This window comes from Deltaproteobacteria bacterium (assembly GCA_021737785.1).
Lineage (GTDB): Bacteria > Desulfobacterota > DSM-4660 > Desulfatiglandales > Desulfatiglandaceae > AUK324.
Genome location: JAIPDI010000002.1, coordinates 153,153 through 165,806 on the forward strand (window position 1 = coordinate 153,153; position 12,654 = coordinate 165,806).

General features: G+C 53.4%; 8 protein-coding genes. 5 read left to right on the top strand and 3 right to left on the bottom strand.

Annotation, left to right across the window (positions count from 1 at the left end; genetic code table 11):
• Nucleotides 1–7 precede the first annotated feature (7 nt).
• Complete coding sequence (locus K9N21_02150; protein MCF8142702.1) at nucleotides 8–1,834, bottom strand: cellulase family glycosylhydrolase; 1,827 nt, start codon at nucleotides 1,832–1,834, stop codon at nucleotides 8–10.
• An 829-nt stretch (nucleotides 1,835–2,663) separates the two neighbouring features.
• On the opposite strand from K9N21_02150, the gene K9N21_02155 reads away from it, so the two are divergent.
• The 3 genes from K9N21_02155 to K9N21_02165 all read left to right on the top strand — a co-directional run bounded on the left by K9N21_02155 (nucleotide 2,664) and on the right by K9N21_02165 (nucleotide 7,955).
• Entirely contained in the window at nucleotides 2,664–3,029 is a 366-nt protein-coding gene (locus K9N21_02155; protein MCF8142703.1) for a hypothetical protein, read from the top strand.
• Nucleotides 3,030–3,192: 163 nt separating this feature from the next.
• Nucleotides 3,193–4,449, top strand: coding sequence for a DNA repair exonuclease (locus tag K9N21_02160; GenBank protein MCF8142704.1), 1,257 nt, complete (start codon nucleotides 3,193–3,195; stop codon nucleotides 4,447–4,449).
• Nucleotides 4,446–7,955, top strand: a complete 3,510-nt coding sequence (locus tag K9N21_02165; protein ID MCF8142705.1) for an AAA family ATPase — start codon at nucleotides 4,446–4,448, stop codon at nucleotides 7,953–7,955. The genes K9N21_02160 and K9N21_02165 overlap by 4 nt, the downstream gene beginning before the upstream one ends.
• On the opposite strand, the gene K9N21_02170 is transcribed toward K9N21_02165, so the two are convergent.
• Nucleotides 7,949–10,594: a cation-translocating P-type ATPase gene (locus K9N21_02170; GenBank protein ID MCF8142706.1), complete on the bottom strand. Its 2,646-nt coding sequence runs from the start codon at nucleotides 10,592–10,594 to the stop codon at nucleotides 7,949–7,951. The genes K9N21_02165 and K9N21_02170 overlap by 7 nt on opposite strands.
• A 333-nt stretch (nucleotides 10,595–10,927) precedes the next feature.
• On the opposite strand from K9N21_02170, the gene K9N21_02175 reads away from it, so the two are divergent.
• Entirely contained in the window at nucleotides 10,928–11,425 is a 498-nt protein-coding gene (locus tag K9N21_02175; protein MCF8142707.1) for a rubrerythrin family protein, read from the top strand.
• A 15-nt stretch (nucleotides 11,426–11,440) separates the two neighbouring features.
• Nucleotides 11,441–12,010, top strand: coding sequence for a DnaJ domain-containing protein (locus K9N21_02180; protein MCF8142708.1), 570 nt, complete (start codon nucleotides 11,441–11,443; stop codon nucleotides 12,008–12,010).
• Between the two features lie 263 nt (nucleotides 12,011–12,273).
• Here K9N21_02180 and K9N21_02185 read toward each other — a convergent pair whose 3' ends face one another.
• Complete coding sequence (locus tag K9N21_02185; GenBank protein MCF8142709.1) at nucleotides 12,274–12,483, bottom strand: helix-turn-helix domain-containing protein; 210 nt, start codon at nucleotides 12,481–12,483, stop codon at nucleotides 12,274–12,276.
• Nucleotides 12,484–12,654: the final 171 nt, after the last annotated feature.

The following is a 12,654-nucleotide window of genomic DNA, read 5'->3' on the forward strand; positions in this document are numbered from 1 at the left end:
GGTCTTTTTACTCGCCGCTCACATTGATGGCCTCCCCATCAAAATAGATGTCATAGCCGGTCCCGTCGCTCCTGAGTACGGCAAGCCCAAATAAAAATTCATAATAGCCTTGAGGCAAAAACCCCCTGAAGATTTCATAGTCTTCAAGCTGAAACAGCTCACCCATGTAACTGGGTATGCTGGGCAGGACCCGGGTCTGGTCCTTCGCCTTCTCCCATATGCCGTTCGGTGAAAAGTGGTAGATGGTGAATGTTTCAGATCCCTTGAAAGGGTATGCGATGGCAGCGGCGAACCACTCCGCATCAACACCTTTCAGGCTGTTGGGATGGAGGCAGTATGTCACCAGAAGGTAATCGGAAGTGGTTGCCTCAAAGGGATCAAGGTCATCCCATGGTGCTGTGGCAGCATCCAAAAGACGGGTTTCGATTTTTGTTTCTTCTCCGTTTGCGGTTTCCGGACTTATGTAGAAGAAGGCCTCAGCTTCACCAGCCGCAGTCGAAACGGTCGTTGTGCGGATTTCCGGATCCGGTTCGGTAAAGAGCTTTTTTATGGTGGCAACTGCAGCTCTTTCACTTAGAGAATCCGGCGGATAGGGCCTGTTGTTTACGACATCCCAGTTCTGGTCCCATGGGCGGCTTGGATCTTTGATGACAGCGTGAATGCCGAACCATTCCTCGTCCCACCAGTTACCGGGGAAATTTCCCGCCGGACCCGAAGCCGTCCCGTCATGGGTACCGGGGCTACATTGGCTGCATCCCTGTTTGTCCCATTGGTCGGCCCACATGAAAAGCATGCCGCCCGAAGATACCCCATTGTTTACGGTGGAGTTCTGTACCATGTCCTGGTAGTGGTATTTGATGAACGTCCCTTGTCCTGCTGCGTTGTTGGGGAGTTCTTCGGGGATGCCTGTAGGATAAGGGTCATCCGGCACGTGCATGGATGCGGGAGCGCCCCATTCGGTCATCAGCAGGGGCTTACCGCTCCTGGACTTGTACCCTGTCCAGAAACCGGCGGTAAATCCGCTGTTAGGGCCTGAGCTGCTGGAATCTCCTCGGTAATTATTGATACCCCAGGCATCAACATAGGGCATGACGTTGCCGTTTTCGTTTGGCCCGATCTGGTTGACGGCATCAAGGGATTCAAAAGCGTCGTCGATCAATGCCACTGTTGTAATTTTGGCGGGGGCGATTTCCTTGATCATTTTTGCCGTTTTATTGACCCATTCCCAGAATGCCGGGTCGTTTTTAAATTCCGCGTTCAGTTCGTTTCCTATCATAAAGCCCATCACCGCAGGGTGATCTTTCAATTCGGTTGCGAGCCGCCGGTACTCGTTTTCGAGCCGGCCCTGATAGGGCTGTTGCGACCAGTTGTTCTCCGTATATACGCCCACGAGCAGATAGATGGGATCGTTTCCATTGTTGTACAACATATCCAGAAACTTGTCGTGTTTGATATCGAATTGCCTGTTCGTGCAAAGGGGATCAACCGTATAGTCGCCGGCCGCACATGTCCACATGGCGTAAAGCCTGATAACATTGACCCCGGAAGCCCTCATTTTGGGAACATCCCTTTCTACGATGTTTTTCCAGACCATCTCCTGACCCTCGAAATTATAGAAATAGTCTCCATAAGGGGTCGTGCTGGGTGCGTTGCCGATGGGAAGCGGATAGTAGCACATCCCTTTTGCAAAAAAGGTCTTCCCGTTGAGCAACATATCGTATCCCTGAAAAGACCAGTTGCTGGTGGCAGCGCTCGCGGTTCCCAATAAGGACAAAACAAAAAACGCAGCCGGAATGATCGTCGCCAGTCTTTTGTAACACTGAAAATATCGCATATTATCTCTCCTTTCAATATGTTAGATTCTTACCCCTTCATTCTGAGAGATTATCTCTCAGACGTTCGGTAACACGTTGAGATCAGAACCCTACTTAGGAATTCCGAATTGAGGAATTAAGGAATTGGTGGGATGAGACATCATTTGGTAAAATTCCATAATCCCTAAATTCCTAAATTCCTAAATTTCAAATATTTTTGGTTAGAATTTTTGATTCATGGGTGGGACACGTTATCACGTTATTCGGTTTGTATTGCGCCAGTTCTTCAGCCGTCTGGTTTTCCTCCCTTTTCAAAGTAGCGTGATTGTTGATGATACCTCATTTCAATACAATGTAAATGGGGTAATGCCGGTATTGCGGTAAGAAATTGACGGTAATCTTCGAAGACAGTGATTTAGAGAATTTGTCCAGCCAGACATCCAGCAGCTTCAGGCGCGGTACCCACTTGGGATGTCTTCCCCTAATGGCCCGGTCTGAAGCCGCTCATATTTTCTTGCAATTATCTTGACCCGCAAGGCCGCTCCCTCTATACTTCCCCGGATTAAAAAGCCTGGTTCACCCTAAAGCCGATGGAGACCTGGACCCTGAAAGGCAGGAATTGTCTCTCACAGAGTCCACTGAGTCACAGAGTTTCATCTGAAAGGTATTGAGTTTATTCTTGATTACGTCGATTATCCTGTTGAATTCGGTTACGATGCTCCGAAGGCCCATTCATCAGGGCGGGTGATAGATCAGAAAACGTACCCGTTTACCCCCATAGTCCCGCTGCAGCCCAACCGGGAAAATAGCGTGACGGGATCATCAATATCAGAAGAAAGGAATGTATAGATGAAAAGAAACATATCGGCTGTACTGTTAATCCTGTTGTTTGCCTTTGTGGTCACCGTGGGCGCCGAGGATCGCTTCGGCGTTTCAGTTTATCCCGGGGCCGGCTATGACGATGCCACCTCAAAGCAGCTCAAGGATATGATGCAAGTGGAGGCCGCCTGTTTTCAGACGAACGACGGAATCGCGGATGTTGCGGCATTCTACAAGAAACAAGCCGGGCTCAGGCCCGTGGGAGCACCCACCAGCGAAGGCGCCATGTTTAAGAGTGACACTGTGGACGTCACCGTTCAGAATCCCTGGATGGACATGAAAAGCGGCAAAATGATTCACAAGACCTTGATATCCATTGTCAAACATCCCGAATAACGAACCATCGCCATAGACCAACCCCGTCGCCGCAAATGCCCTGCATCCGGCATGTGCGGCGACTTCTCCCTTGACCCACTGACGTCGTTTTTCTATATTTCATGCATTACCTCAATGAACGCAAAGGGGTGTGTGTTACGTTTACACCCATGTATGGAGGCTGATGATGTTTACATTTCTTCATGCGGCGGATGTTCATTTGGATTCACCGCTTAAAGGCTTGTTCCCATACGAAGGTGCGCCGGATGTGGATGAGATTCGGGGCGCCACAAGGCAGGCACTGGATAATCTGGTCAATTTTGTCCTTTCTGAAAAAGTCCCCTTGGTTCTCATTGCCGGTGACCTTTATGACGGGGACTGGCAGGATTTCAATACGCCGCTTTATTTTGCCAAACAAATGCAGCGGTTGGGTGAAGCCGGGGTGCGCGTTGCCGTGGTTCGGGGAAACCATGATGCCGCAAACACCATGACCAAAACACTGATCATGCCTGACAACGTTAAAACCTTCAGATCACGAAAACCGGAAACATGGATACTGGAGGAGCTGGGCGTTGCCGTTCACGGGCAAAGCTATCCCAAGCAGGACGTGACGGAAAACCTGGCAATAGACTATCCCGATCCTATCCCCGGGATGCTCAATATCGGCATGTTGCACTGTTTGATTTCAGGTTCCCGGGGCCACCTGCCGTACGCCCCGTGTACATTGGACGAGCTTGCAGCCAAGGGATATAACTACTGGGCACTGGGCCATGTCCATGAGCATGCCGTATTACGACAGCAGCCCCTGATCGTCTATTCAGGGTGCATCCAGGGCCGGCATATCAAAGAGACCGGCCAGAAGGGGTGCGTGCTGGTGGAGGTGGAAAACAACGGGCTGAAAACCGAGTTCGTGCCCTTGGATGTGTTTCGCTGGGTCAAAGTCACAGCGGACATTGGCGGAGCTGAAACCCTGGAACAAGTGACGACCCTTTTTGGACAAGGCCTTGAAGACGTGATGGCGAAACAAGGTGGCCGTCCATGCTGTGTTCGGGTGGACCTGCGAGGGCGTTGTCCGATTCATGGTCGTTTATCCATTGATCCCGAAACAGTATCCGCCAATATTCGAGCCGTGGCCACAGATGTTTCCCGTGGCAGGGCATGGGTTGAGAAGGTTGAGCTGGATACTGCACCGGATTTTGATGTTGAGGCGCTTGCTCGAAGCGACACCCCCCAAGGCGAGCTTCTTCGCTATTTGGACGAGCTTGCATTCAGCTCACAATTATATCAGGATCTCGGTGTGGATCTGACGCAGTTGAAATCAAAATTGTCCGGCAGTCATGTGGTCGTACCCGAAGGTAAAATGGACCGAATGCTCATGGATGCCAGAGATGTGTTGTTGACCATGCTGGCTGACATGGAGGGCAAGGAACAGAAGTCATGAAAATCGCGGCACTCAAGCTCGTTGCTTTTGGTCCGTTTACGGATAAGGCCCTGGATTTTTCGAGCAACGGGTACGGATTGCATGTGGTCTTTGGCCCCAACGAAGCAGGTAAAAGCACGGCGTTGAGGGCATTGCAGGCGCTGTTGTACGGATTCGACCATATTGTCCGGGACGCTTGGCTTCACGAATCCAACAAACTGGTGGTAGGTGGCGCCTTGGCATTGGCCAATGGCGATTTACTGAATTTAACGCGCTACAAACGCCGCAAAAACGATCTCATCAACGAAGCTACCGGCCAGCCCTTTAATCAAGCGGACTTGGACACCATTTTGGGCCGCATGGGACGGGAGGCATTTGAACACGCCTTCGGCATTTCCCATGACTCGCTGCTCCGGGGGGTAGAAAGCGTGTTGGCGGCCGGAGGTGATTTGGGTCAGGCGCTTTTTGCAGCCACTTCCGGGCTGAATACCCTAAAAAGGGTGATGACCCGGCTCAATGAGCAGCAAAGGCTGCTGTTTACCCCGCAGGGGCAAAAACCCCTTATCAATGCCGGGGTGGCAGAACTGAACAAGCTGAGAAAAATGCAACGCGACGCGTCGGCCAGCCATCACCAATGGAAAAAAATGAAAAAGCGGTTGGATGATCTTCAGCAACGAGAAGTTGAAGAGATCAACCATGGCGAAGCCCTGGGGACCGAAATCAGCTTGTTATCCCGTCACCGCGATGCCTTCAAATTTGTCGCCCTTCGGGAACAGTTGGAAAAGGAGGTCTTTGAACTCGGAGTGGTTCCTGATCTGGCAGATGATTTTCCACAGCGCAGGGTCGAAACACAGGTGGCCATCAAACAATCTCGTGAGGTTGAAAGGCATTTGACCCAGGAGTTGGCCCATATCGACAAAAAGCTGGAAACACTTTCCTATGATGAAAACATCATCGCCCATGAGGCATTGATCAAGGCATTGGCAGATAAAGCAAATGTGCATGCCCAGGCCGCCCTGGACAGCAAGGGACTCAGGGCGAGGATATACCAGCACAACGAATCGGCCCAGCAGGCGTTGGACCTTCTCCGGCCGGGCTTACGCTTGACTTCCGTCAAAGGGCTGCGCCTGTCCAAGCCTGAAAAGGGCAAGATCCAAAGGCTCGGTGCCAAGGGCGCAAAACTGGAGGCGTCTTCTGATAGTGCTCATAAGGCCTTGCACTCGGCCAAAGCGCATCTGAAAAAGGCACAAGCCGATCTTGATCAACTGGAAGCGCCCAAAGACACCTCGGCGCTTGCGGATTGTCTGGAACGGGCCGCGGAACACGGCAAACTGGAAGAACGCCTGGCAGCTGCCGAGGCTCAAGTGGGACTGTCCGAAGAACAGGTCCATGCAGACCTTGCGGCCCTGGGGCTGTGGACCGGCGATATATCGGCATTGGAAAGGCTGTCCCTGCCTGCGGAAGAAACCATGCGCCGCTTTGAGACCGATCTGGCTGACGCGGACCAAAACCTTGCCGACATCAAAAAGGAAGGCATCCGAATCCAACGAGTGCTCAAAGACAAGGAAAAAGCCCTTGCCGAATTGACACAAATGCGAGATCTCCCGTCGTCCAAGGATCTTGGGTCGGATCGCACCCTGCGGGACAAGGGGTGGCGGTCTGTCCGCAGGGTATGGCTGGAAGGGGGTGATCTTGATCAGGATTTTATGAAGCACTTTTCCGGAACCATTGATCTTGCCCAGGCATATGAGAAAAGTGTGGTCAGAGCAGATGATACAGCAGATGTGTTGCGAGACCATGCGGATGCCGTTGCCCGTGCCGAGGCGTTCAGGGTGGAAATCCAGGACCAAAAAGAACATTTCAACGACATAATGGCCCAAAGAGACGCTTTGCATGAAGGCCGCACCGACCTTTGGAACAGCTGGTTAACGTTATGGGGGCCGCTGGGGATAGAACCGTTGACGCCCCGGGAAATGGCGGTGTGGGTTGGCAGGGCAGGTGAACTCAGGCGCAAGGCATCGGAAGTCAGAGAGCGCCGAATTGCGGCGAAGCAATTACGTGAGGATATGGGTCGTATGAGGTCTGATGTGGCCACAGCCCTTGAGTGCATGGCAGTCCAAGTCCCCGAAAGCATCAGTTATGCCGCCATCACTGAATTGGCCAAACGGACGGTCCAGCATCATGACCGATTGCGCCAAGATCGACTGGATCTCGACCTTCGCATTCGGGCGCTAAAAGAAGAGATCGAAAATAGCACGGAGCGAAAAATCGAATCCGAGCAGAATCTGGAGGAATGGTCGGCCGACTGGGCGAGGGCCGTTTCCAGACTGGGTTTTTCCAAAGATGCCCTGCCGGACGAGGTGAACGATTTTGTCCTGGCCTTGGACGATGTTTTCGTGGAATTGGAAAAAGCCAAAGAAAAGCAGCAGCGTATCGATGCCATGCAAAAGAATCATGTGGCCTATGGCCGGGAGGTGGCTGATGCGGTGGCGAAACTGGCCCCGGACCTGAAAGATCTTGAGCCCGAACCTGCTGTCATGGCGTTGCATGGCCGGTTGGCAGGAGACAAAGAGAGACGACAAGAATACCGATTGCTGGAAGAGGACAAGCGTAAAAAGCATGCAGCCCTTTCAAAAGAACAGGAAAAATTGGCAGGCCTTGAAGAGGCCATCCGTCTGTTATGTATGGATGCTTGCACCAATACTGCCGATAACCTCCCCGATATCGAGAAACGCGCTGCAAGGAAAACCAACTTGGAGGGGAGGCTCGGGACAATCAATGAAAGGCTGATGGAACTGGCATCAGGCCAGAATTTGGAGGAATTCGTTGTGCAGGTGAAGGCGCACGACCCGGATGAACTGGCTGCTAAACTGGACCGACTCGAGGCTGAAAAACAAGAATCCCTCAAAAAACAAAAGACCATCGTACAAGACATTGCCCTGGCTGAAAAAGAACTTCAATCGATCGGCGGCGAATCTGTTGCCGTCATCATCGCCGAAGAAGCGGAAGGACTTGTCGGGAAGATTCAGTCCGATGTGGAACACTATGTCAAACTGAGGTTGGCATCAGCCATATTGACCATGGCCATCGAACGCTATCGGCAAAGCAATCAAAGTCCTGTTCTGTCCGCGGCCAGTGAATATTTCAAGACCATGACGGGGGAGTCGTTTGCAGGGCTGAGGGCCGATTACGATGAAAAGGGAGATCCGGTGATAAAGGCGATACGGCCCGACGGCGTTTTGCTTTGCGTCGAGGAAATGAGCGACGGCAGCAGAGACCAACTTTTTCTGTCGTTAAGATTAGGGGGACTCGAGAAATACGTCGATAATAACGGTCCCATGCCGTTTGTTGTAGACGATGTGCTGGTTCACTTTGATGATGAACGTGCGGCGGCTGCCCTGAAGGCATTGGGAAACCTGTCAAAAAAGACCCAGGTGATCTTCTTCACCCATCACCGACACCTTGTAGAGTTGGCCGGTCAACATGTGGATACTTCCCTGTTGTTCCAACACACCCTCCATCATTGATTGGGCCTTGCGATAAGCCTGGCCGCAACCATCCCCACAATAAAGATCGCCACGGTGACCGCGCCCATATACCCCCAGTGGCGGGCGGCCAGGGGGGTGGTCTTGAATATGACATTCATTACCGGCACATAGACGACGGCAACCTGGAGCAGTAGAGAAAGAAAGATGGCCCCGACCAGATAGAGGTTTGAAAAGAATGAAAGCCGGTACTGGGTGCGGATCATGGTCACCCGCACCATTTCAAATACGACAATGGAGGTGAAGGCCACGGTCCGTGCCACCGTCTCCCCCTCCGGAAGGAACCGGTGAAACAGGAAGAGGACGCCCGCTGCCATAAGGATGGCGATGACCACGATGTTAATGGCCATGCCTTTGGTGATCACCGGTTCCTGAGGGCTGCGCGGCGGGACGTCCATGACCCCTTTGCGTACGGGATCCACACCGAGGGCGATGGCGGGGAGACCGTCCGTAATGAGATTCAGCCAGAGGATCTGCGTGGCCAGAAGGGGCATGGCAATGGCGCCGGAGGCATCCCGAAAACCGATCATCATGGCGACAAAGAGGATCAGGACCTCTCCAAGATTGCTGGACAGGAGGTAGTTGACAAATTTCTTGATGTTTTCATAGATCGCCCTCCCCTGCTCCACCGCCTTGACAATCGAGGTATATTGATCGTCCAGGAGCACCATTTCTGCGGTCTCCTTGGTCACGTCTGTCCCGGTAATTCCCATGGCAATGCCGATATCCGCCTCCTTGAGGGCCGGCGCGTCGTTGACGCCGTCCCCGGACATGGCCACCACCTCCCCCAGCTTTCTCAACGCCCTGACGATCCGTATCTTATGCTCAGGATTGACCCTTGAAAAAATGGAGGTTTCACTCACGAAGCTGGCCAGCATGTCATCATCCATTTTCTCGATCTGCTCTCCGCTGATGGCGTCCCCCTGAATCCCCAGCCGGGCAGCGATGGCCTCGGCCGTCAACGCGTAGTCGCCGGTGATCATGACAGAGCGGATCCCGGCGGATTTACATTTCTGAATCGCGGCTTTTACCTCTTCCCGCGGCGGATCCATCATCCCCTGAAGTCCCACAAAGACCAGGTCGCTTTCATCGGACGAATCGATCCCTTTGTCAGAGGAGACCGGCTTGTACGCAAACGCCAGCACCCGCAGGGCCTCTGAGGCAAATCGTTGAATGGCGTCGTCAATCCTGTCACGGTCGTCGTCGTTGAGCAGACGCGCCTCACCCTTGAGATGAATCCTCGAGCAGAGATTCCGGATCACGTCAGGGGCGCCCTTGGTATACATCACAAGCCCCTCCTCACTGCGGTGCACCGTGGATTTTCGCTTTCGTTCGGAATCAAAGGGGATCTCATTGATCCGGGGGAAGGCTTTTTCAAGAGAAGCCTTGTCCAGCCCTCCCTTGGCCGCACTCACAAGGAGGCAGGCCTCTGTGGGATCGCCGATAACCCCCTCGGCTTCAGAGAAGGCGGCATCATTGTTGAGGGCGCCGATCCGAAGCAGCAGCTGGGCCGGAGCGGGATCGATCTCCTTGCCCGAAGAGAAGAACTCACCTATCGGGGTGTATCCTGTTCCGGTGACATCAATCGTCTCATGGTCCACGAACAGCCGGGTGACCGTCATCTCGTTGCGCGTCAGGGTGCCGGTCTTGTCCGTGCAGATGACCGTGGTGCAACCCAGGGTCTCCACGCTCGGGAGACGTTTGACAAGGGCATTCTGGCCCACCATCCGCTTGACGCCGAGGGCTAGGGCGATGGTCACTACAATGGGAAGACCTTCCGGCACGGCCGCCACCGCCAGACTGACGCCCACCATGATCATCTCGAGGATGTTCCCCCCCTTGGCAACGCCAAAGGCGATGATGACGCCGCAGATCAAGACCGTGAGAATGCCCAGGCGGCGGGCCAGTCTGTCCAGACTTTTCTGAAGCGGCGTCTCATCGTCCTCGACCGATTCGATGGAGGCTGCGATCTTTCCCATTTCAGTCTTCATGCCGGTTCCAACCACCATGGCCCTGCCCGATCCGTTGACCACATGGGTGCCCCCGAACACCATATTTGTCATGTCCCCCAGCGTGGTGGTATGGTCCATCGGCGCCGAACCCTTGGCCACCGGGTGACTCTCACCGGTGAGGGATGCCTCCATCACCTCCAGAAGGTGCTGTTCGATGATCCGTCCGTCAGCCGCTATCCGGTCCCCGGCCTCAAAAACCATCAGGTCTCCGGGGACCACCCGGGTGCTGTCGATTCTCATCTTGCGACCGTCCCGAATGACCGTGGTCTGAAGCGCCGCCATCTTCTTGAGCGATTCAATGGCCTTCTCCGCCCGGTATTCCTGAAAAAATCCCAGCACTGCGTTGACAATGAGGATGGCGATAATCACCGCGGCATCGATGAATTCCCCAAGGATCAGGGATATGACCACCGCCGCAATCAGTATGTAGACAATGAAGCTGTTGAATTGGGAGAAAAAAATCTGAAACAAGGAAATCTCATGACCGCGGCGGACTTCATTGGGGCCGTACTGCGTGAGCCTTTGTGTTGCCTCCCTGTCACTGAGACCGTTTATCGTCGATGACAGCTGTTTCAAGGCGTCTTCAGACGAAGCCGTGTGAAATTTCATGGATCTCTCCTGACAAAACGTGGATTGAACCCCGCGGCGCTGACCGGCGTGTTTGGCCGGCCATCGGGCGGAAGTGCGGAAATTGCGACAGTTAAGCCGAAAACCCGGAGATTTTCAATAAAAATTCTCTTCCCCGGTTGCGTATTTCGGGTTGCTGAATGCCGGGACATAACTCATGGCTCCTCGCCCATGGCCGATACACGGGTTTGAATCTTGATGTCTTAACAGCTTGGAAGCTCAACAGCTCAGATGCTTTACCTTGTAATATTCATCTGCAGGTGATATGGTTTTAAGAGGTATTTACCATCTTTCAGCCGGAAAGGAGTGATAACCATGAGCAAGACGGAACAGAATCTCTGGGAGGCATTTGCAGGGGAATCCCAGGCCAATCGCAAGTATCTCGCCTTTGCCAAACAGGCGGACAAGGAGGGTCACCCCCAGGCGGCAAAGTTATTCAGGGCCGCTGCCGAGGCCGAGACGGTCCATGCCCATGCCCATCTCAGGACCCTGGGGGCGGTCAAGGGTACGGCCGAAAACCTGCAATCCGCCATTGACGGGGAGACCCATGAATTCAAGAAGATGTACCCGGGGATGATTGAAGAGGCCAAACAGGAGGGCAACAAGGCCGCGGAGCGCTCCTTTTCATATGCCAATGCGGTCGAGGAGATCCACGCAGGTCTCTACCAAAAGGCCCTCGACACCCTGGAAAATCCTGATGATGTGGACTGCTATTACGTCTGCTCGGTCTGTGGATTTACCATCGAGGATGCACCTCCGGAGAAATGTCCGGTATGCGGCGCCCGTGCCGCGGCCTTCATGAAGGTTGAATAGACGCCGAAAGTCCCAATGGACATACGAACCTGCTATGAGACCCTTGAGCTGACGCCCGACGCCACGATCGAAGAGGTGAAACAGGCGTACAAGGACCTGGTCAACATCTGGCACCCGGACCGGGTCTCCAACAATCCGAGGCTCAAGCAGAAGGCCGAGGAAAAGCTGAAGCAGATCAACGCTGCCCATGAAGGGCTTCTCTCCTATCTGAATTCACGGCACAAGGGCCCCACAGCTGTGGAGAAGGTCGCCCGGCCGGAACAGAAAAAAGAGAATACGGCGCAGCAGGAGACCCGTGCCCATATTGACGGCGCAGATCGGCCGGAAAACCGTATAAAGACAGGGGCCGGGATCGTGTCGACCCTATGGTCCCATTTCTCGGATCTTGTTCATCGCCTCGGCGACACCCGCCTCTCCCCCGGTAATGGGACGGGCGCTGAATCCCGTTCATCCGGGCCGGTCCGGGGAAGCCGGCAGAACGGGAGAGGCGGAGGCGCCGGTGCCGGGAGGAGAAGAGGAAAGGGGAGAGGGGGGCGCGGCATGGGACGGGGAAAAGGGTTGGGCGGAGGAATACGCCCATCTTGAAGGGAGACAGATCTCGCAAGGTTTTATAGGGTATCTCCATGTCCCTTGTCTTGTAAAAACCTGCCACACCATCAGCAAAGGGATCAGAATAATAACGCGCGCATCATTGCAGTGTTTTCTGAACCGCAATTCGAGTATGTCATGAGGCCTGGCTGCTAAGCGAGTGCCTCTGTAAAACCATACTGAGTTTGTTGTGCATGTGTTTTAAGACCGGATTCGGGCCTTCTATCTCGGATATGGGCTGTAGATCCCTTTTCATTGGTCTATTTTCCAGGTTTTCGGGATCTTCCTTTCTTGGTTTCCTTTTTTGTTTGGGACCCTCCGATCCAGTTGTCGATTTCTTCCTTGTCAAAACGCCAGACCCTGCCGATCCGGATTGCCGGGATTACACCATCAGCGGCATACTTACAGATGGTGATTTCATGGAGCTTCAAATAAGCTGCCATTTCCTTGGTGGTCATGATTTCAGCCATAGGGCCTCCTCTATTTGGGGGTTATTTTAGAATGACTGGCTTATAACATGCTATTCATTAAAAGGCAAGATAAAATAAGATTAAGTTTAGAATTGAGGTAAGTGATGATGGTGGTGGGATAAAAGACGGATGGATATCTCAACCGGAGGCGGGAGGGCGTCTGGGTGGCTG

Bases quoted from the DNA above. Each gene is read 5' to 3' on its own strand.
- K9N21_02150 (MCF8142702.1), bottom strand. From the start codon at position 1,834: ATGCGATATTTTCAGTGTTACAAAAGACTGGCGACGATCATTCCGGCT.
- K9N21_02185 (MCF8142709.1), bottom strand. From the start codon at position 12,483: ATGGCTGAAATCATGACCACCAAGGAAATGGCAGCTTATTTGAAGCTC.
- K9N21_02155 (MCF8142703.1), top strand. From the start codon at position 2,664: ATGAAAAGAAACATATCGGCTGTACTGTTAATCCTGTTGTTTGCCTTT.
- K9N21_02165 (MCF8142705.1), top strand. From the start codon at position 4,446: ATGAAAATCGCGGCACTCAAGCTCGTTGCTTTTGGTCCGTTTACGGAT.
- K9N21_02170 (MCF8142706.1), bottom strand. From the start codon at position 10,594: ATGAAATTTCACACGGCTTCGTCTGAAGACGCCTTGAAACAGCTGTCA.
- K9N21_02180 (MCF8142708.1), top strand. From the start codon at position 11,441: ATGGACATACGAACCTGCTATGAGACCCTTGAGCTGACGCCCGACGCC.
- K9N21_02175 (MCF8142707.1), top strand. From the start codon at position 10,928: ATGAGCAAGACGGAACAGAATCTCTGGGAGGCATTTGCAGGGGAATCC.
- K9N21_02160 (MCF8142704.1), top strand. From the start codon at position 3,193: ATGATGTTTACATTTCTTCATGCGGCGGATGTTCATTTGGATTCACCG.